The organism is Neobacillus cucumis (assembly GCF_016908975.1).
In the GTDB taxonomy this organism is placed as follows: Bacteria; Bacillota; Bacilli; order Bacillales; family Cytobacillaceae; genus Neobacillus; species Neobacillus cucumis.
On the sequence record NZ_JAFBEX010000004.1, the window covers coordinates 88,318 to 107,700 of the forward strand.

The 19,383-nt window shown below is 39.5% G+C and carries 20 protein-coding genes; 5 read left to right on the forward strand and 15 right to left on the reverse strand.

From position 1 onward, the window contains the following. Positions 1 to 72: 72 nt before the first annotated feature. From JOC76_RS06500 to JOC76_RS06510, 3 genes are all read right to left on the reverse strand, one after another. Complete coding sequence (locus JOC76_RS06500; RefSeq protein ID WP_205176786.1) at positions 73 to 1,011, reverse strand: magnesium transporter CorA family protein; 939 nt, start codon at positions 1,009 to 1,011, stop codon at positions 73 to 75. A gap of 221 nt (positions 1,012 to 1,232) precedes the next feature. Further along, on the reverse strand, positions 1,233 to 2,129 hold the full coding sequence (locus JOC76_RS06505) for a cation diffusion facilitator family transporter (protein ID WP_205176787.1): 897 nt from the start codon (positions 2,127 to 2,129) through the stop codon (positions 1,233 to 1,235). Between the two features lie 177 nt (positions 2,130 to 2,306). Then, positions 2,307 to 2,444, reverse strand: coding sequence for a hypothetical protein (locus JOC76_RS06510; RefSeq protein ID WP_205176788.1), 138 nt, complete (start codon positions 2,442 to 2,444; stop codon positions 2,307 to 2,309). 95 nt (positions 2,445 to 2,539) lie between these two features. Here JOC76_RS06510 and JOC76_RS06515 point away from each other — a divergent pair, with 95 nt between their 5' ends. Next, positions 2,540 to 2,755, forward strand: coding sequence for a YozQ family protein (locus JOC76_RS06515; protein WP_205176789.1), 216 nt, complete (start codon positions 2,540 to 2,542; stop codon positions 2,753 to 2,755). Positions 2,756 to 3,054: 299 nt separating this feature from the next. On the opposite strand, the gene JOC76_RS06520 is transcribed toward JOC76_RS06515, so the two are convergent. Continuing rightward, positions 3,055 to 3,810, reverse strand: a complete 756-nt coding sequence (locus tag JOC76_RS06520; protein ID WP_205176790.1) for a TraR/DksA C4-type zinc finger protein — start codon at positions 3,808 to 3,810, stop codon at positions 3,055 to 3,057. Between the two features lie 199 nt (positions 3,811 to 4,009). On the opposite strand from JOC76_RS06520, the gene JOC76_RS06525 reads away from it, so the two are divergent. After that, complete coding sequence (locus JOC76_RS06525) at positions 4,010 to 4,195, forward strand: hypothetical protein (RefSeq protein WP_205176791.1); 186 nt, start codon at positions 4,010 to 4,012, stop codon at positions 4,193 to 4,195. A gap of 11 nt (positions 4,196 to 4,206) precedes the next feature. Beyond that, the gene (locus tag JOC76_RS06530) at positions 4,207 to 5,580 is read left to right on the forward strand and encodes an amino acid permease (protein ID WP_205176792.1); all 1,374 of its coding nucleotides are present in this window, start codon (positions 4,207 to 4,209) and stop codon (positions 5,578 to 5,580) included. A gap of 277 nt (positions 5,581 to 5,857) precedes the next feature. On the opposite strand, the gene JOC76_RS06535 is transcribed toward JOC76_RS06530, so the two are convergent. From JOC76_RS06535 to JOC76_RS06545, 3 genes are all read right to left on the reverse strand, one after another. After that, positions 5,858 to 6,484 carry a LysE family transporter gene (locus JOC76_RS06535; RefSeq protein ID WP_205176793.1) on the reverse strand — a complete coding sequence of 209 codons (627 nt, stop codon included), beginning with the start codon at positions 6,482 to 6,484 and terminating at the stop codon, positions 5,858 to 5,860. Between the two features lie 134 nt (positions 6,485 to 6,618). After that, entirely contained in the window at positions 6,619 to 8,295 is a 1,677-nt protein-coding gene (locus tag JOC76_RS06540; RefSeq protein ID WP_205176794.1) for a DUF6044 family protein, read from the reverse strand. A 1,019-nt stretch (positions 8,296 to 9,314) separates the two neighbouring features. Then, the gene (locus JOC76_RS06545) at positions 9,315 to 9,479 is read right to left on the reverse strand and encodes an aspartyl-phosphate phosphatase Spo0E family protein (RefSeq protein WP_205176795.1); all 165 of its coding nucleotides are present in this window, start codon (positions 9,477 to 9,479) and stop codon (positions 9,315 to 9,317) included. 191 nt (positions 9,480 to 9,670) lie between these two features. Here JOC76_RS06545 and JOC76_RS06550 point away from each other — a divergent pair, with 191 nt between their 5' ends. Next, a complete protein-coding gene (locus JOC76_RS06550) occupies positions 9,671 to 10,660 on the forward strand; it encodes a potassium channel family protein (RefSeq protein ID WP_205176796.1) in 990 nt (329 codons plus the stop codon). On the opposite strand, the gene JOC76_RS06555 is transcribed toward JOC76_RS06550, so the two are convergent. The 6 genes from JOC76_RS06555 to yugI all read right to left on the reverse strand — a co-directional run bounded on the left by JOC76_RS06555 (position 10,661) and on the right by yugI (position 17,254). Further along, a complete protein-coding gene (locus tag JOC76_RS06555; protein ID WP_205176797.1) occupies positions 10,661 to 11,071 on the reverse strand; it encodes a YugN-like family protein in 411 nt (136 codons plus the stop codon). Positions 11,072 to 11,287: 216 nt separating this feature from the next. Next, a complete protein-coding gene (locus JOC76_RS06560; RefSeq protein ID WP_205176798.1) occupies positions 11,288 to 12,637 on the reverse strand; it encodes a glucose-6-phosphate isomerase in 1,350 nt (449 codons plus the stop codon). A 112-nt stretch (positions 12,638 to 12,749) separates the two neighbouring features. Then, positions 12,750 to 13,913 carry an iron-containing alcohol dehydrogenase gene (locus JOC76_RS06565; protein ID WP_205176799.1) on the reverse strand — a complete coding sequence of 388 codons (1,164 nt, stop codon included), beginning with the start codon at positions 13,911 to 13,913 and terminating at the stop codon, positions 12,750 to 12,752. Between the two features lie 264 nt (positions 13,914 to 14,177). Next, complete coding sequence (locus JOC76_RS06570; protein WP_205176800.1) at positions 14,178 to 15,449, reverse strand: Glu/Leu/Phe/Val family dehydrogenase; 1,272 nt, start codon at positions 15,447 to 15,449, stop codon at positions 14,178 to 14,180. A 30-nt stretch (positions 15,450 to 15,479) separates the two neighbouring features. Beyond that, positions 15,480 to 16,679 (reverse strand): ornithine--oxo-acid transaminase, encoded by a 1,200-nt coding sequence (locus tag JOC76_RS06575; protein ID WP_205176801.1) that lies wholly within the window; start codon positions 16,677 to 16,679, stop codon positions 15,480 to 15,482. A 176-nt stretch (positions 16,680 to 16,855) separates the two neighbouring features. After that, complete coding sequence (yugI, locus tag JOC76_RS06580) at positions 16,856 to 17,254, reverse strand: S1 domain-containing post-transcriptional regulator GSP13 (protein WP_205176802.1); 399 nt, start codon at positions 17,252 to 17,254, stop codon at positions 16,856 to 16,858. A 137-nt stretch (positions 17,255 to 17,391) separates the two neighbouring features. On the opposite strand from yugI, the gene JOC76_RS06585 reads away from it, so the two are divergent. After that, entirely contained in the window at positions 17,392 to 17,691 is a 300-nt protein-coding gene (locus JOC76_RS06585) for a helix-turn-helix domain-containing protein (RefSeq protein ID WP_205176803.1), read from the forward strand. A gap of 159 nt (positions 17,692 to 17,850) precedes the next feature. Here JOC76_RS06585 and JOC76_RS06590 read toward each other — a convergent pair whose 3' ends face one another. Together JOC76_RS06590 and JOC76_RS06595 are read right to left on the reverse strand one after the other, a co-directional pair. Continuing rightward, positions 17,851 to 18,114 carry a DUF1871 family protein gene (locus tag JOC76_RS06590; protein WP_205176804.1) on the reverse strand — a complete coding sequence of 88 codons (264 nt, stop codon included), beginning with the start codon at positions 18,112 to 18,114 and terminating at the stop codon, positions 17,851 to 17,853. A gap of 2 nt (positions 18,115 to 18,116) precedes the next feature. Continuing rightward, positions 18,117 to 19,373: an alanyl-tRNA editing protein gene (locus tag JOC76_RS06595; protein ID WP_275591338.1), complete on the reverse strand. Its 1,257-nt coding sequence runs from the start codon at positions 19,371 to 19,373 to the stop codon at positions 18,117 to 18,119. Positions 19,374 to 19,383 lie beyond the last annotated feature (10 nt).

Below are 19,383 nucleotides of genomic sequence, written 5' to 3' on the forward strand. Positions count from 1 at the left end.
TTTTCCTTATTCTCTGCCATCAGTTTTTATTCATTCAAAATAAAAAAAATACCAGCCTATAAGACTGGTAGATTAGAAATATTTCTTTTTCCAAAAAATAAATGCTGTTAAGCTCGTTAAAAATGCCGAGAGGATTAATGGGAAGGCATAGGAATGGCGTGCGTGCTGGAAAGGAATATCCACGTTCATCCCATAAAAGCTAGCCACCATCGTTGGGAAGGACAAAATAATCGTAATGGACGTTAAAAACTTCATCACAATGTTCAAGTTATTCGAAATGATGGAGGCAAATGCATTCATCATCCCTGATAAAATGGATCGATAGGTTTCTGCCATTTCAATCGCCTGGGTTTTTTCGATAATAACGTCCTCTAATAAATCTTTGTCTTCCTCATACATTTTTAAGTAATTGAAGCGCAAGATTTTATCGAGGACAACCTTATTTGATTTTAACGATGTCGTAAAATAAACTAAACTTTTTTCTAATGCTAGAAACGCATACAGTTCTTTATTTTTTAATGATTGGTGTATTTCACGTTCGATGTCGTTTGTTTTCTTATTAATAAGCTTAAGATAACGAAGATAGTAAGACGAAATCACAAACAATAATTGCAAAGCAAACCGAGTTTTTTTAAACGTATAAAAATCTTTCACACGATTTTTCCGGAATTCTTCAATAATCGGTGAATCCTTTAATGAAACCGTAATAATATTATCCTCCGTTAAGATGATGCCAATCGGAATGGTTTCATACACAGCGAGACCTGAATCATCTTGGACAATATAGGGAAAGTCGACGATAATATATACTCGGCCGTCATCCCGTTCAATCCTCGGACGTTCTTCATCATCCAGTGCGTCTTTAATAATATCTACATCAACCTGAGCATCATTTGAAACTTTATTTATTTCTTCTGCTGTTGGGGCATACATATTGACCCAGCAGCCTTTTGTGACAATGTCAACCTGCTCGAGAACCCTTGTTTCAGAGCTTTTAAAAATCTCTAACATAGCAAAACCTCCTCTAATCATTGTTTGAGGAAGCCAACAACCTTTTTAAGAGTTGATATTTTGATATTCAATTCAATCAATTCTAAGATCACATTGACTTCCTCCCGCCTACTTGGGTCCGGGTCTACGGAATAACTCAAAAATATCAACTCCCTTAATCTTTATATCCTATCCTATCATAAACCGAAATGCCTCAAAGTACAAAGGAGTTTTTTTAGGAATTATTTGTCTTCCGGAAAATAAGGGTTTAAATGGATTAATACTTCACGAATATTGTCATTTTGGTCCATGAGTGCACCCTTAATCGATTTTGCTAAATCATGCCCTTCTTTAATGGTTTTAAAATGGTCGATCGCAATCCGGAGATCCACTAATATGTAATGACCATGCTCTCTTGCCCGGATCCGGTCAATCCTTCTCACCTCAGGAAAATCCTTGATAACCGCGATATACTCCTGTAATATTTCCGAGTCAATATTTCGCTCTAAAAGAATATCAAATGCTTCGGTCATCATTTCTTTGGCAATTTTAAAAATTAAATAGGCAACAAAAACACTGGCCGCTCTATCACCGTACAGTAAAAAATGAATATCGAATTTTTCTCCGATGATAGTTAGGAACACCCCGATAGCGGCGGCAATCGATGCGACAATATCGGCTTTATGATCATAGGCGATCGCCTCAATCGCTTTACTGTTATTTTCATTGGCCACCTTCATTGAACTCCGATATAAAAGCACCTTTGCCCCAAACGAAAATAGTGCCACCCACATCGCTAATAAACTGGGTGATTCGACCTCGTGAAAGAAACCGCTAATTCCTTCAAATGCCACATAAATGGCAACCAAGAACAGGAGGATTCCCACAATCTCCGATACAATGACTTCGGCCTTTCCATGTCCATATGGATGTTCTTTGTCAGCGGGTTTATTGGAGATTTTAATGACCAAAAGAACAATCACAGAGGCAAATACATCTGCCGCTGAATGAATACCATCTGCAAAGACGGCATCACTATGCCCATACCAACCAATCACAATTTTACCGACCGTTAGAATGACATTACTGATCACACTTATCCAGGCTACTTTTTTAGCCAGAGCTTCTCTCATTACCATTAGTAAACCACCTTTAAGATAAAACCGTCACTGCCGGTATTTTAGCCAACAGTGATCTCTTCTTTTCATACATTTATTCTTATTAGCTTAAAAATCATATCAAATATGACCTTGATGGGTCTAGAGAAAAACTCTTGCATCATTCAAGCAATGTTGGACTTAGGCAAAAAAATCCTCCTAATCCTCAAGCCCGTCTTTTTCTTTTTTAACCATTTCCATTTCTTCCACGACGGAAATCCGGTTAATTTGATCATGGAGGTAATGAAATGCCTCGTCTAATTCTTCACGGGATGGAAATTCATCTTTTTGCTTCATACTGTCAATGCTCCTTTCAAATTTTTTAGGAGTAAGAAATGTGAAATAAGAAAAAATACGGTTGTACCATTCATTTAATAAAAGGAGGATTTACCATGGCGGAACATCAAAAAGCAAATCCGAAAAAAGAACTAGCCGGAAGTTTCTATCATCGAAGTTACTACGAAGAAAACGACGACCTATCTTCTGGTATTGCTACTTCTCATGAACAAGTGAGCGACGTGTATACAGAAGGAGAAATCGGCGCCGTTATTGATGATGTGAATGGTAAGGATATTCCTATCGGAAAAACCGGCAATACAGAAAGCTAAAAAAGAAAAGCGAAAGGCGCCCGCTAATCGGCGACAAGCACAGGACAAGCCGGCCGGAAGGTTGTTCTTTAACCTTTTGGACGGATTGCTCTAAATGTGGAGGCGACTGTACTGGGACGAGGGCATAAGACACATCCTGTAAGAAGGCGTTTTTTGCCTTCTTCAGGGGGTGGCTTATGACCTAAGTCCCAAGGAGCCGCAACTGGATAAGTTTGTGACCTCGAGCCGATGGCGCCTGTAGCTGGACAATTCTCAAGAAGGAAAACAGCTCTCATTTGAAAGCTGTTTTCTTTTAGCCATCATTTATCGTCGTCTACATATGGGTCATGTTCGTAAGCTGGTAAATCACCGAAGATGGTCATGATTCCTTCCTCGTCTAAGGCATCTTCGTATTTTTCATGCTGGGCATTAGGATAAACAGTGATTTCTTTTCCATAAATATCATTCCCAACAAAGTTTTCGTAGTCCTCTACGTAGCCAATACCCTCTTCAGATTCACTATAAACATCGTTATAGTGATCTTTAGGGAACGCTAAGTCGGATGGAGTGTCTGACGTTCCCCATTCCGCGACGGTCTGCCAAGAATCCTCTGCATCAAAGGCAACATTTTCGTCTTTTTCATCCATATCAAACTTACCAAATGGAGGCATGAGAACTCCCTCTTCGATGGGCCGGTCATGTGAGACATTTTGGTCAGGACTATGCTTAATACAGTAAGTGGTATTTGGCAATGCTTCTAACCTTTCTGAAGGAATCTCTTGGCCACATACCTCACATTTACCGTATGTTCCATTCTCCATTGCCTCTAGGGCACGGTTGATGTTACTTAATTGCAATTTATAGTGTTCTAGCAAGGCATTATCTTTTTCACGTTCATAAAGTTCTGTCGCATCGTCTGCTGGATGGTTATCATAGCTGGATAACTCCCCCATCGATTCATGATCATGAGCTCGTTCAAAACCGAAATGGTCGTTCTGGTCAAGCCTTTCCTTCACATCACTTTTTTCCTTTAATAATTGTAACCGTAACTCAGCTAACTGCTGTGTTGATAACATGTGATAACCCCTTTCAGAAAACACAATTCAACTTTTGATAGGACCATTAATGTTTTTTTTACTGTTCTTCTTTATTTTCATTTTTTTCATGGTTGATTATGTAATGAAATTTTAATTCCAATAAATTTCCCTTCTGTTTTTAAAGACCATATCGAATAAGATTTAAAGGGTCGTGTATCTTAAGAATGAAAAAGTGAAAATGAAGAGAAAAGAGGAGATTATTATGGTAAATGAAAACTTCGATCAATTTAGAAAAGTCGAGCTTAAACATCAAGGTAAATATATCGGAAGTGACAAAAATCAACAGCCCGGCCTGAATGACCCTGAATATAATAATCAATCCAATACCGATAAATCACCAGGTGCCACAGGTAGAGATCTCTAAAGGAGAGTACAATGAGTAAATCCAAATCCGGTGCAAACGAAAAAAACAATATGAAATGGTGGCAGCTGTCACTATTTGGAGTGGGCTGTACAATTGGAACGGGATTCTTCCTGGGTTCCGGTCTAGCCATAAGGATGACCGGACCTGCTATTCTACTTGCCTTTTTACTGGCTGCGCTTGGTACGTATTTTGTTTATGACGCCTTATCCAAAATGACCGCAAAAGAACCTTTACAAGGTGGTTTCAGGTCCTATGCGAAGAAAGCCTATGGAAGATGGGCTGGCTTTTCCAGTGGCTGGGTCTATTGGTCCTCAGAGGTGCTGATTATGGGAAGCCAATTGACAGCCCTATCCATCTTTTCGCGTTTTTGGTTTCCTCATATTCCCTTATGGATTTTCACGGCTATTTACGCTGTATTGGGATTAACGATTATTTTAATCGGTGTAAAGCTGTTAAATAGGCTCGAAAATATTTTAGCCATTTTAAAAATTTCAGCGATCACCATGTTTATTGTGATTGCTTTTTTAGCCATTTTTGGAGTGATTGATGGAGAGAGTCCAATTCAGTTTCCGAATAGTGCCAATGAAATCATTCCGCATGGGTTTACGGGTTTATGGTCAGCTGTTATTTTTGCCTTTTATGCTTTTGGAGGGATTGAAATTTTAGGGTTAATGGCTATGCAATTAAAAGATCCAAGTGAAGCACCAAAGGCTGGGAAAGTGATGCTGTTTACCCTCATGTTTATTTATGTGCTGTCGATTGGTTTGGCTGTTATCATGGTACCCTGGAATCACTTTAACACAGAGGAGAGCACCTTTATCGTCGCCTTGAATTCCTACCGGCTGTCTTTTGTTCCTCATTTCTTTAATGCCACTTTAATTATTGCTGGATTTTCAACCATGACCGCCTCATTATATGGAGTTACAAGTGTTCTTGAAACCCTTGGTAAAGAGAACGATGCGCCTGTCTGCTTTGCGAAAAAAGGAAAACTAAAGGTACCATTATGGACGCTAATCATTACCATGCTCGGAGTAACGGCTTCGATTATCTCTGCCTTGTTACTGCCAAATAAAATTTATGAGTGGGTAACAACCGCTGCTGGATTAATGCTTCTTTATAATTGGCTGTTTATCCTAGCCTCCTCAAGGAAAATTTTAGAATTAAAGGCAAAGGAAAAATTTATGTATACCATTGGAGCGGTTATTATCTTAATTGCGGTTAGTGGAACTTTATTTCATGCCACTAGCCGGCCAGGCTTTTTTATCAGCTTAGCTTTTATCGGAGTCATCGCGCTCATTACCTTCATTCTGAGTTTTAAATGGAGAAAGGAACAAACAAAAGAAAAGAGTAAGCGTAAAGTACTAAAACCTTGGCCGACAGCATAGAAAAGCGCAAGCGCCTTGGTCAGCCCCGATATAGGGAGAGTTATCGATGGCAAGCAAAGCGAAGCCAAGATTAGTCTCCCTTAATGCGAACAGAAAACGATAGTTTTCTGTAGCCAAGCATAAGACTCTCAGGGAAAGAAGGCGTTCTTTGCCTTCATTCCCTGAGTGGCTGTAGACCATCGAGGGGCTAGGCGCTGGGGCTAGACAATTTTCAAAGTCGAAAGTTATAATTTTTTTCCAAAATAAAAAGTCAGCTTATACAGGCTGACTTTTTATTTTAGCCAAAAAGGTTATGAAACGCTTGCATTCCAAAGTATATTCCAAAGCCGATTAGTGAGACTCCGGATAGACAAGAGATAACCACTAGTAAGTGGGTGGTTAAAAATTTACGGAAACTGCTGGATACTCCTGCCATGGTAATATCCCAAATTAATAGACCAATAAAAATGGCACTGCTATAAAGGATTAATTGACTGGTCTCGTAAGTAGCAGCTGTTTTTGCCAGTACCGACCCATATATACCTAACCAAAAGAGGATTGTTAGGGGATTGGAGATGGACATCAGAAATCCAGAAAAGAACGATTTATAAAGCGGTTCCTGCCCTCTAGCATATTCTAAATTGATTTTCCCGGCATTCATAAAGGTCTCGATCCCTGTATACATCAAGACAAAACAGCCAAAGAACCACAGAAAGGTTTGCATAAAATCTGTTTCGAGGAATTGAACCACCCCTATGTACACCACAAGCATATATATTCCATCTGCTACAACCGCTCCTACCCCAATTAGCCATGAATGCATAAAGCCATTTCGAATTCCTCGATCAATTTGGGCCGCATTGATGGGCCCAATTGGAGCGGCAAGCGATAAACCTAATAGGATATAACTTAAAAATACATTCATAAATACCTCTCCCCCCAAAGCAACGGATAGATGCCTGTCTATCCATTTTTATGCGTAGAGGAAGGGTTGTACGACAAAAATTGAAAAAAGCTTTTCTATTTTCAAAAGAAAACAGAAGTAGATACTGGCCTATTCTACATCGCTTTATATAAATAGATTTTCCAAGCAGCATTTTTGGAAACAAACACCTTCTCCAGCAAAAGTTTATTCTGCTTGGCGTTATCAATGGGGATGGCTGAAAAGATAAATCGCCCGCCCATCTCTTTAAACACTTCTGTATTCAGCTCTAAATTTTTTAGGTGCCTCTTGGAATCTTTTTTAATCATATATCTTTTTCCAAGTTGGGCTGTAAAAAGATAGCAGCGCCCGCCCCACTTGTCATAATATTTTTCGATCGTTTTATTTTTGGCTAATTCTTTATCAATGATTTTCCTAAATTGATGCTTATAGCTTAATGGATAGAAATTATTATAGGTATCAATCGTATAGAAACCGTTATATTGGGAGATGGCTGGATGAATCCCGATACTAGCGACCCGGTATTGCTCCGGTTTTAGACCAATGTAATCCTTTACTTCGGTAAATAAATCTTGTGCAAAAAACTCCTTGACCGTAGGCTTTTCCCGATAAATAATTTCATCATTTAATGAGCCTAGAAAGACAATTTGGGCAATCACCAACAATTTGGCAATTTTGACTCCGTCAAGCCCATGGAGAGCTATTATTTTTAACGAAAGGGCAAAGCTGCTATAGATCACCATAGGTCTTAAAAAATGATACCGGGCAAAATTAAAGGTATCTAAAAAATGAAAGATTTTGGTTAAGGGCAGCCAGCCTTGATAGAACCAAAACGCATACCATAAGGACAAGACAATATTAAGTCCGAATAAAAAGACGAACAGCTTTTCCTGCTCCCAAAGTTTTTTCTTATAAACAATGTAAATTGCTATAAAAGTAGCAGGGAGAATGATAAGGGTGTGAACGGTCATCACATGTGTATGCCCAAGTAAATAATTTTTCACAAACAGCCTGACCGAACGCCAAAAAGGCAGATGGGCATGAAAGTATTCATCCCGGCTGTTTGGTGCGGAGGAAAACAAAAAGGAATAAACTAGCCGATATTCCACCAGCATAAAAATTCCTGACATATAACCAATCCCAAATAAAAAGCGAAGGTTCCATCCTCTTCCACGGGCTACATCCCACAACCAAAAAATCCCCATCGCGCTAAGAAAAAAGAAAAAACCTAACACAATGCTTGCGTACAATGGAAGTAAAGTCAAAACAAGATAATCTTTCCATGTATCCTCATGCTTGCGTATATTTAAAAACGCCCAAAGCGCCAATGGCATTCCTAAAGTACTTAACATTCCTGATGGCCAAAAAGGGGTCAACGCAAAAGCCAAGGAGGTTCCGATTTTGATCGCAAGCCATTTTGAATTTTGCATAAAGTGATCTTTCAATAATAAATACATACCAAAAAAAGCGACAACCCTTGTAAGTGCTTGACTTAATCCGTAGGCAATCATCGTCGGGAAGAAAGCATATAACCAGACAATCACACTATATTCTGTTCCGAATGCATTCCTCGATAATTGTCCATTTATAATTTGCGGAATCACGGCATTCACGCCGCCAAACATTTCTCCACTTCTTGCTAATACCTTATACCAAGCTAAATTGGAATCAAGATTATCATGAACCCGAATATGGGCATTTTCTTGCAAAATAAACAGTGGAGAGAGATAGACCGCAAGCACGATTAAAGCGAAAAGGATGTATCTGCGTTCCTTTTTCGTTTCAATAACCAACTTCTACACCCCTATGTTCAAGAATTCTTCCATTATAAAATTTACCGAAGAGTTGAAAATTATACCAAAAAGGAACAAAAGCGCAAGCGCCCGTTAAGCGACGTATGGAATGGAGCACATCGACTGAGATAAAGGAAACACCGAGAGCGACAGCGATTCGATGTTGACTTATCGTAGAGAGATGGGCGAAGTACACTAGTCGCTGGGCGCTGGAGCTGGACGTGTATGAACCTGTAAAATAGTTATCCACAAGTACTAAATCTAAAATTTCCCAGTCTACGGAAAAACCTTCCAGTTTGCCTGGAAGGTTTCCGTTTTGAAGTGCCTTTCTACAAATAGGTGCCGAAATAACAGTCGTATAGCATCGTTATTGGTATATAAAAAAGTAAAACCTCACTTACTTGTGATACGGTTTACCGTAATACATCAAAATAAGGTTCTCTTGGATTTTTGATATAAAACTCACTCCCTTTTAAATAAGATGTCTTGTCCTTAATCAAGTAACCAGCATAAGTAAAATAAGCGGAGATTTTCCGGTTAGATGTAGCATGGAGCTCGTTTCGGGGTAAATAAGCGTAGGATTTCCGCTTATGCAAAGCAAAATTCCCTATTTTCGTATTTTTTCGAGTCAATAGGCGGAATCTCTCCGTCTATTTAAGCTATTTTTTATTATAATTAATAATTAAGCGAAATTTTTCCGTCTATTTATCTGATCAGTTGCTTAATCTGATCCCCCACCCGATAAGTGCGGCCTCACTCAATCCTAAATGTGGGAATCAGCAGCTTAAGATCAATAAAATTGGTACTAAAAATGGCACTGCTGACTCTCTTTTTAAATTGTACAATACTAATTGCCCATCATAATAATGATGTAAATTACTATGCCAAAGTGATTAGAATTCTGTAGAAACCTTGATAAATAGAGAAAAAGACGTATGTCAATTCTTGTGTCTTTAAATAAAATAGTACCCGAAAACGGAACCCTTTAAGTTTACCTGGAAGGTTTCGTTTAAGTGAGCTTATCTTTTGATCATCTTACAATGATAAACGTTTAATAGTGAATCGAGTTTCTGGCTGCATTTAACTACGTTTGGGTTAGAATAGCCAAATTGATGGGCTAACTGAATCATTTCTAATCTGGTGCTTTCAATATTTAGTAATAGTGAAGACATACTTGTTTTCATCTGCCCAACCCTCTTTCACTTTTTGACCTAACCATATTATTATTCATTTTTGCAAAAGAAAACAAGTAGGTTTGCCACTGGATAATCCAACATTTTGTGAACTTTGACCCATAAACCGAAAACATCTGGTAAGGATTATGAGACTTAAGACTTTTGACCATAATAGAAATAGAGAATCGAGGTGAAAGTTTTTGCCAAACAAAGTTTATATTGGCTTTTTACGCTTGCCGCTTCTAGTTCGTATCCTCATGATGGCCTTATTGGTCTTTTTAATATTCGGAATTTCCATCCATTTTTTAGAACCCGATACCTTTCCAACCATCTTTGATGGAATTTGGTGGGCGATTATTACCGCCTCTACTGTCGGATATGGTGATTATGTGCCACACTCCATTTTGGGAAGATTAACCGCTTTAATCTTAATTTTATTTGGTGTGGCCTTTGTCTCTTCCTATTTTGGAACTTTAGCCGCCGCGGCTGTGACCAAACAAGATGCTCTCTCAGAAGGGAAAATCCCATTTAAAGGAACAGGTCATATGATTATCATAGGCTGGAATGAAAGATCAAAGGAACTGATCCATAAGCTCACGAGTGGAAACTCCCAGCAATTCATTGTTTTAATTGATGAAACACTTGAATCCAATCCCGTAAAATCAAGATTTGTTCATTTTATTCAAGGGAAAGGACATGTGGATGAAACCATTATTAAAAGTGATATTAGAAATGCGGATAAGGTATTAATTACAGCAGATCGTGGAAGTGATGAGCTCCAAGCTGATATGAACAGCATCTTAACATTACTCACGATTAAAGGACTATGTACTCAAGTAAAGTGCATTATTGAAATATTAACGGCAGAGCAAGTGGTCAATGCTAAACGAGCAGGAGCCGATGAGGTCATTCAATCAAATAAATTAACAAGTGTTTTTATGATGAATAGTCTACATTCAGAAGAAGACGGACTATTATTAAATTTGATTCACCAACTGCAAGAAGGGGGCAGGCTTTTGTCCTCTCCCGTAAAAAAAGCAGCTATTGGGGAAAACTTCAGGAATATAAATCTAGCTCATTTGGAAGATGGCCTTTTACTAATCGGATTAAAAAGGGGGGATGATATGATTCTCAATCCGCCCCACACTATGGTCATTGAAGAAGATGATCAATTATTAACATTTAAATAATTATTCCGTAGATAGAAGGACTTTTTCTAACTCTGCCACTAATCGCTTACCCCTATCGATATAGGGTGAGGGGATATCTGCATCCTGATCAGTGGGGGCTTGAAACTGATTTAAGGTACCTGAAAAATTCCCTGTATCTCCATGTTCATCAATCCCAGCTTCGTATTGATGTGACAATAAATATGGCCGGCCGATTTCGACTTTGCAGCCCCCTGAATCAAGTTCACCATCAATCGTACTAAATGGCAACCTTAAAAACTGATAGCTATCTTCATCATTTAGTTTATAATCAAATGCACCATGATCATAATCCCAATTTCCGCCAATCGTATAGCCGATTGGTTTTAATTTTAATTCCAGCTTATATAACTCAAACTGTTTGCCTTCTACTTTTGATGGAATCTCGAACATGAACAAATTCCTCCCTTTTTAAAAGATAAGTTTGGACCTCAAGAATTGTCCAGCTCTAGGCGCCATCGGCTCGAGGTCACAAGCCAAAACGACCAAAAGGTTAAAGGCCGGCTCGTCTTGTGCTTGTCACCGAAAGCTTAGCGCCTTACGCTTTTCTTTTAGTTTTTCCAAACAAAAGAGTGCTGATGCAAATCGCATCAGCACTCTTCATTAAAATTATTTTAAGCGTTTCTCTAACTCTGCTTTCTTCTCTTCAAAGCCAGGCTTGCCTAATAGTGCAAACATATTGACTTTATAAGCTTCAACACCTGGTTGGTCAAATGGATTCACACCAAGCAGGTAGCCGCTCATGGCAACTGCTTTTTCAAAGAAATAGACAAGGTAACCAAATGAATACTCATCCATGGAAGGAATGGTCACAATTAGGTTTGGTACACCGCCGTCCGTATGGGCAAGCATAGTGCCTTCAAATGCTTTGTTATTCACAAAGTCAACAGTTTCTCCAGCTAGGTAATTTAAGCCATCTAAATCATTTTCGAACGCTTCAATCGTTAAGTCATGACGAGGCTTGTCCACTTTAACAATGGTTTCAAATATGTCTCTGCGTCCTTCTTGAACATATTGCCCTAGGGAGTGAAGGTCCGTTGAGTAGTTAGCTGAAGATGGGTAAATACCTTTTTGATCTTTCCCTTCACTTTCACCAAACAATTGCTTCCACCATTCATTAAAATACTGTAAGCCTGGTTCGTAGTTAATGAGCATTTCAATTGTTTTACCTTTATTGTAAAGAACATTTCTTACTGCAGCATATTGGTAAGCTGGATTCTCTTCGATTTCAGAATGACTGAAGTCGTTTTGTGCTTGACGGGCACCCTCCATCATTTTCTCAATATCAGCACCAGATACAGCAATTGGTAATAAACCTACGGCTGTTAAAACAGAATAACGGCCGCCGACATCATCCGGAATCACAAAGGACTCGTAGCCTTCTTCGTTTGCTAACGTTTTAAGAGCTCCTCTTGCTTTGTCGGTTGTCGCATAAATGCGCTTACGCGCTTCATCTACTCCGTATTTTTCTTCAAGAATCTTGCGGAAAATACGGAAAGCAATCGCAGGCTCAGTTGTTGTTCCTGATTTGGAGATGACGTTTACAGAAAAATCCTTGCCATCAAGTAGATCCATAAGATCACGCATATAAGTAGAGCTAATACTGTTTCCAACAAAAATAATTTGTGGAGTATTGCGCTTTTCCTTTGGAAGAACGTTATAAAAGCTGTGCGAAAGCATGTCAATGGCTGCTCTTGCTCCAAGATAAGATCCGCCAATTCCGATCACAAGCAGAATATCAGAATCTGATTTAATCTTTTCAGCTGATTTTTGAATGCGTGAAAATTCTTCTTTGTCATAATTAGTAGGCAGTTCAATCCAACCTAAATAATCATTTCCTGCCCCTGTTCCCTCATGAAGTGAATGATGGGCAACTTTTACTGCATCACGGAAATATGTAATTTCATGTTCTCCAAAAAAGGAGAGGGCCTTCGAGTAATCAAAACGAACGTGTGTCATGAATGATCCTCCAATATTTTATTTTCAATTTTCACTTTACAGAAAGATGAGAAATTTATCAAGAATCCCAAACCAATGAAAACGTAAACATTTACGAAAATTTTTTAACTTTTTATAAAGATGCTCGGTAAATGGCTAGTACATCGTCACGATTTAATTTTTTAAAGTTTCCAAAATCCCCATTCACCATGGCACGGTCAGTCATAAGATCGAGCTTACTGTCATCAATATCATAATCTGCCAGGCGTGAAGGAGCCTCAATGCTGTCCCAAAACGCTCGAAGTTTTTGAATTCCTTCTAAACCTGCTTCCTCTGCTGTTTTTCCTTCAGGATTCACGCCAAATACCCTCTCAGCGAGCTGTTTAAAACGCTCAGGTTTGACGTTTAAATTATGTTCCATCCAGTGTGGGAAAAGAATCGCTAAACCGCCCCCATGTGGAATATCATAGACTGCCGATACCGCGTGCTCTAGATTGTGCGTTGCCCAATCGCCCCGGTAACCCATGTTTAAAATCCCATTTAAGGCCATGGTTCCTGCATAAAGAATGGTCGCACGGTGTTCGTAATTTTCTAGATCTGCCAGCAGTTTAGGCGCTGCTTCCATGATCGTAATCAGCAAGCCTTCACACATGCGATCTTGAAACGGTGTATTTTCTTCGAGATGAAAATAATGTTCAAGTGTATGTGACATCATGTCAACAATCCCATAAATGGTTTGGTTTCGAGGGACCGTAAACGTATTGACCGGATCCAAAAGTGAAAACTTAGGGAATGTCACTGCACTGCCCCACCCATATTTTTCATTGGTTTCCCAATTGGTGATGACGGAGCCGGAATTCATTTCAGAGCCTGTTGCCGCAAGGGTCAGTACCGTCCCAAATGGTAGAGCTTCTTTTGCCAACGTCTTTTTAGTGACAATATCCCAAGGATCTCCATCATATTTAGCACCTGCCGCAATTAATTTCGTGCAGTCAATCACACTTCCACCGCCAACCGCTAACAGGAAGTCAATCCCCTCTTGTTTACAGATTTCAACCCCAATTCTTGCCGTGGTTAAGCGCGGATTGGGTTCAACACCAGGAAGTTCAAACACTTGAGCCCCTATTTCATCGAGGATGGCTATTACTTGATCATACAGGCCGCTTTTCTTGATACTGCCGCCGCCATAGACAAGTAATACCTTTTTCCCGTATTGAGGGATTTCTGATTTTAATTGGTCAAGCTGACCTTTGCCAAAGATTAATTTCGTTGGATTCAAAAATGTAAAATTTTGCAATGAATTCACACCTTCCTTTACTTTTCCTATTATCATTTATTATGGTTCTTTTTGCAAAAAATAAAGCGAGGAACAAAAGCGCAAGCGCCTTGAACAGCCCCGACAAGCATAAGACGCTCAGGGAAAGAAGGCGTTCTTTGCCTTCATTCCCTAAGTGGCTTGTGACCTCGAGCAGATGGGGCCTCGAGCTGGACAATATTCGAAGTAGAAATTTATACTCCCTTTTCTTACAAAAAAACCCTGCATTATCGAGATAATGCAAGGTTAAATCCACCCTCTATAAAGGGAAGCCTCAGCTAGTTTCCTTATTCCCACCATATAGGAAGCAAGTCGCATATTAACATTACGGTTTTGGGCAAGCTCGTATATCCTATCAAAGGATTGGACGATGGTTACGCGTAATTTTTCTTCTATTTCTTCCTCTTCCCAGTAAAGGCCTTGATTGTTTTGCATCCATTCTAAATAGGAAACAATCACACTTCCGGCACCTGCCAACACATCAGGTACAAGTAATATATCCCGGTCTACGAGAATATTTGTCGCCTCAAGAGTAGTAGGTCCACTCGCCGCTTCAACCACAATTTTTGCCTTGATATTATAAGCATTTTCTGCCGTTATTTGATTAGCAACAGCTGCGGGTACTAATATATCACATTCCTTTGTAAGCAGCTCTTCATTAGACATAACATTATCAAAGAGCGCCGTGATAGTCCCAAAGCTATCGCGCCGGTCGAGCAGATAATCAATAGGTAATCCATCCGGATTATATAAAGCACCATAAACATCGGAAATCCCGATAATGATTGCTCCAGCGTCATGTAAAAACTTGGACACAAATCCACCGGCATTTCCAAAGCCTTGGACAATAACCCGAGCCCCTTTTATCGGAATTTCACGCCTCTTGGCGGCTTCTTCGACACAAATGGTAATTCCCATTGCTCCTGCCTCTTCCCAGCCAGCCGATCCCCCTAATACTAAAGGTTTTCCTGTAATAAAACAGGGAGTGTCACTTTTTCGGAGCCGGCTGTATTCATCTAGCATCCAAGCCATAATTTGTGAGTTCGTATACAATTCAGGGGAAGGAATATCCTTAGCGGGTCCTATCACTTGGCTGATGGCCCTAACATAGCCCCTGCTTAATCGTTCCAGTTCCCCAAAGGACATGGTCCGCGGGTTGCAAATAATCCCGCCCTTGCCACCGCCAAAGGGCAAATCACAAATGCCGAATTTCATGCTCATCCACATGGATAATGCCTTTACTTCATCCTCTGTAACTTTAGGATGGAATCGAATTCCCCCCATCGTAGGTCCGACAGCATCACTATGCTGGGCCCGAAACCCTTTAAAAATTTTGGTTGATCCATCATCCATCCGCACAGGGATCCTGACAGTGACAGATTTTAACGGTTCCTCTAGTAAATGAAACATGTCTTGATGATAGCCTAGTTTTTTTAAGGCATCATGTATTACAATCTTTGTTGATGTAAGAAGGTTTAAATCCTCTGATGCTGCCCTATCCTCATCAATTGTCACCATATTGGCACCCCTATTTTAATTCATGATCGCTTACGCTAGTACTTTTCTAATCCGTTCAAGAGCCCAGTCTAATTCATCTTTTGTAATGATAAGAGGTGGAGCAAAGCGTATGACGGTATCATGAGTTTCTTTACAAAGCAAGCCGTATTCTTTAAGCTTTTCGCAATATTTACGGGCAGATTCCGTCAATTCTACTCCTATAAACAAACCACGGCCGCGAACTTCCTTAATCTTTGGATTTTCTATTTCTTTTAATTTGTCCAAAAAGTAATTTCCAAGCTCCAATGATTTTTGTGCCAGCTTTTCATCTAACAGGACATCAATGGCCGCTAAGGAAACCGCACAGGCCATTGGATTTCCTCCAAAGGTCGAACCATGGGACCCAGGATTAAACACACCTAAAATATCTTTGTTTGCAGCCACACACGAGATAGGGAAGACACCACCGCCAAGCGCTTTTCCAAGGATGTACATATCCGGTTCAATCCCCTCCCATTCGCAGGCAAACATTTTACCAGTCCGTGCTAATCCTGCCTGAATTTCATCAGCAATTAAGAGAACATTGTTTTCTTGACAAACCGTATGTGCCGCCTTCATAAACCCATCTGGAGGAATGATAATCCCTGCTTCACCTTGAATTGGCTCCATTAAAAAAGCTGCTGTGTTCGGCGTAATGGCCGCTTTTAACGCCTCTAAATCGCCATAGGGTATTAATTTAATCCCTGGAAGCATCGGACCAAAGCCGCGCTTGTATTCTGCATCAGACGATAACGAAACAGCAGTCATCGTTCGACCGTGGAAGTTTCCAACACAAGCAATAATTTCCGCTTGGTCCTCACAAATGCCTTTTACATCATACCCCCATCGTCTTGCCGCCTTTACAGCAGTTTCAACAGCCTCTGCACCTGTATTCATAGGCAGGACCATATTTTTGTTCGTTAACTGGCTAACCTTTTCATACCAAGGACCAAGCTGGTCATTATGGAAAGCACGAGAGGTTAACGTAACCTGGTCTGCTTGGTTTTTTAACGCTTGGATAATTTTAGGATGGCGGTGACCTTGATTCAATGCAGAATAGGCACTCAGCATATCCATGTATTTGTTACCTTCTGGGTCTTCTACCCAAACTCCTTCAGCGCGGGAAATAACAATTGGCAGTGGATGATAATTTTTGGCACCATATTTCTCTGTTTTCTCGATCAGGTTTTTGGTGTTGTTTTTGCTTGGCAATGTATTTCCTCCCCTTTGGCTCTGAATTTTATGTATAGTCACTTCTATTGTAGCTGAGCCTTAGTAAAGAATGAACACTTTTTTCCTATATTATCAAAGATTCTTTATGGAAACTTTTTCAAAAAAATAAGCCTAGTTCAAACATATGCAATGTTTAAACTAGGCTTAGATTGTCATTACTTTTTAATTTCTTCACGTGAAGATTGGTCAATCCACTCTTGCAATTTATCTTTTAATGTATTAAAACCTTGTTGTTCTTCTGCTTCAGAAATAATCGCAGCAGCAAGGCGCTTGCGCGGTTTCTTTGCCTTTGGAGCTGTTTGAACTGGTGCTTCTTCTGTCGCACGAATGGAAAGTCCGATTTTCCCTGCCCCTTCATCCACTGATAAAACCTTAACCTTGATTTCATCGCCAACTTTAAGATGCTCGTTAATGTCTTTTACATAACCGTGCGTGATTTCTGAGATATGAACAAGACCTTGTGTATTTTCGTCTAATGCAACAAACGCTCCGTACGGTTGAATTCCTGTCACTTTACCTGTTAAAATACTGCCAACTTCCATTTTTTCTGTCATGAAAACACTCCTAAGTTAATAATTATTTTTTCCCATATATACGCATTAAAAAATTATACCACAAACAATGACTTTAATCAAAAAACTACCAAATAGTCGCTAATCCTTAAATTTAAAACTTAACATAAAGTTCAAATATGTTTAAATGCAGACACCGATTTCATGATATATTAATAGTGAGTATTATATTTTTCAAAAAAGAGGTGAACGGTATGAATTCAATTGGGCAAACCATTAAAATGTACCGTAAGATGCTTAATTTGACCCAAGAAGAACTAGCTCAAAAGGTTCGAGTTGGAACGCATACGATTGAAAAATATGAATCAGGTGAACAAATTCCAAGTAATCAGACACTTTTAAAATTATCGACTGCTCTTGATATACCTGCTTCGGAATTAGCAAAGACAAACCATGTTAATTCAGCTACTACTAACTAGCATAAACAGTTTGAAAACGGTATTTTTACCGTTTTTTTGTTTTTTATGTATAAAGACAGGGAAACTGGAAAAGCTTGAACTATAAAGCTTTCTAGTATTCCCCCTTTTTGAAGAGGATCAACCTATAGGTTGTCCTCTTTTTTTGTGCCTTACTGATTCTTAGAATGAACAAGATTGGTTGGCTTTAATGACGAGTAAGTCCTTGGAAATTTGAAGACACTCTTCGATAGGTATTACTTTTTCAAATGAAAACTCATAGATTGATTGAATCCGTTTAGCCAAGTTTAACGGATCGTCTAGTTCATGGACAGCTTGGATTGTATCGGCAATTTCCGGTTCATAATCACCATGTTCTAAATGAAAAGGGTCCCATTGATTTAATAGGTCCACAAACTGCAAATTGGTTGCTACCTCTTTTCGCATGTCTATATCTCCTTACCCTGATTTTCGATGATGCTGCTTTGGATTACGCTTAAGATTTGATCTAGGATTTGGTCAGAGGTCAGAATTGCCTCTCCTCCGCCTTGAGCAAACGACTCGTTGCCGCCGCCTCTGCCATTTATTTTTGGTAAAATCTCACCTATTAATTTTTTCATATTTTCTGTTCTTGCTTTGCCTCTTGCACAAACAACCTGTAACCGAGTTCCATCTGTTGAAGCAAATATAACCAAGCTGTTTTCATATTCTGCTGTGATCATTCGTGCTAGTTTCTGAAGCTCTTGAATGGTTCGATTTTCAAACGCCTTTGCAAGGACTTCCTGACCTTCGGCTGCTAATGCAGTTGCTTCGAATTGAAGTAATTTTTCATTCGATTGTTCCAATGCTTTTACCAATTGTTTTTCGTTTTCTAACAAACGGATGATTGCCTGCTGCATGTCCTTTTCTGGGGCATTTAAAAGTTTCGTTAACTGTTGTAATACGGTTTGTTTCTCCCCCAATTTTTTCAGCACACGCCGGCCGCAGGCAAATTGCAGGCGAATATTTTTTCGCTGTTTCTCCCAATCTAAAATCTTCACAGCACATACTTCACCCGTTGCTTTGGGATGAGTTCCCCCGCATCCGTTGTAATCAAAATGGGGGATGATGACGAGTCTAATATTATCTTTTACCTTTGTTTCTTTTCTTAAATCATATTGTGATACTTCTTCTTCTGTGACCCATTTGGTTTCAATCGGTCGATTTTCGAGGATGATTTTGTTGGCGAGTTCCTCGGCCTTCTCAGCTTCCTCCTGTGTTAGTTCTTCCGTTTCTAAATCAATCGTTAGGTTATCGACTCCCATATGAAAGCCAACCGTCTTGTAGCCAAATAAATGGTCAAATGCAGCGGATAAAATATGTTGTCCTGCATGCTGCTGCATATGATCAAATCTTCTGTCCCAATCTATGGTGCAGTTGACTTCCGTTATATTTTCCTGTAATGGCGCATTGACATAGTGGCGTATTTCTCCATTTACTTCTTCTACATCAATTACGGTTTGGTCGGCAATCAAACCGGTATCATATGGCTGCCCTCCCCCTGTCGGGTAGAAGGCGGTTTGGTCGAGGATAAGATAATTTCTTCCTGTTTCATCTTTTTCCTGTTTTAGAATACGGGCAGTGAAGGTTTGTATGTATGGGTCTTGATAATAGAGTTTAGATTTCATGCTGTGACTCCCTGAAATTTTTTGTGTGGATGTATTCATTGTCTATAAA

What these genes read in the sequence shown, in the direction of transcription:
- JOC76_RS06500 (WP_205176786.1), bottom strand. Translation starts at nt 1,011, where the DNA reads ATGTTAGAGATTTTTAAAAGCTCTGAAACAAGGGTTCTCGAGCAGGTT.
- JOC76_RS06505 (WP_205176787.1), bottom strand. Translation starts at nt 2,129, where the DNA reads ATGGTAATGAGAGAAGCTCTGGCTAAAAAAGTAGCCTGGATAAGTGTG.
- JOC76_RS06510 (WP_205176788.1), bottom strand. Translation starts at nt 2,444, where the DNA reads ATGAAGCAAAAAGATGAATTTCCATCCCGTGAAGAATTAGACGAGGCA.
- JOC76_RS06515 (WP_205176789.1), top strand. Translation starts at nt 2,540, where the DNA reads ATGGCGGAACATCAAAAAGCAAATCCGAAAAAAGAACTAGCCGGAAGT.
- JOC76_RS06520 (WP_205176790.1), bottom strand. Translation starts at nt 3,810, where the DNA reads ATGTTATCAACACAGCAGTTAGCTGAGTTACGGTTACAATTATTAAAG.
- JOC76_RS06525 (WP_205176791.1), top strand. Translation starts at nt 4,010, where the DNA reads ATGAAGAGAAAAGAGGAGATTATTATGGTAAATGAAAACTTCGATCAA.
- JOC76_RS06530 (WP_205176792.1), top strand. Translation starts at nt 4,207, where the DNA reads ATGAGTAAATCCAAATCCGGTGCAAACGAAAAAAACAATATGAAATGG.
- JOC76_RS06535 (WP_205176793.1), bottom strand. Translation starts at nt 6,484, where the DNA reads ATGAATGTATTTTTAAGTTATATCCTATTAGGTTTATCGCTTGCCGCT.
- JOC76_RS06545 (WP_205176795.1), bottom strand. Translation starts at nt 9,479, where the DNA reads ATGAAAACAAGTATGTCTTCACTATTACTAAATATTGAAAGCACCAGA.
- JOC76_RS06555 (WP_205176797.1), bottom strand. Translation starts at nt 11,071, where the DNA reads ATGTTCGAGATTCCATCAAAAGTAGAAGGCAAACAGTTTGAGTTATAT.
- JOC76_RS06560 (WP_205176798.1), bottom strand. Translation starts at nt 12,637, where the DNA reads ATGACACACGTTCGTTTTGATTACTCGAAGGCCCTCTCCTTTTTTGGA.
- JOC76_RS06570 (WP_205176800.1), bottom strand. Translation starts at nt 15,449, where the DNA reads ATGGTGACAATTGATGAGGATAGGGCAGCATCAGAGGATTTAAACCTT.
- yugI (WP_205176802.1), bottom strand. Translation starts at nt 17,254, where the DNA reads ATGACAGAAAAAATGGAAGTTGGCAGTATTTTAACAGGTAAAGTGACA.
- JOC76_RS06585 (WP_205176803.1), top strand. Translation starts at nt 17,392, where the DNA reads ATGTTTAAATGCAGACACCGATTTCATGATATATTAATAGTGAGTATT.
- JOC76_RS06590 (WP_205176804.1), bottom strand. Translation starts at nt 18,114, where the DNA reads ATGCGAAAAGAGGTAGCAACCAATTTGCAGTTTGTGGACCTATTAAAT.
- JOC76_RS06595 (WP_275591338.1), bottom strand. Translation starts at nt 19,373, where the DNA reads ATGAATACATCCACACAAAAAATTTCAGGGAGTCACAGCATGAAATCT.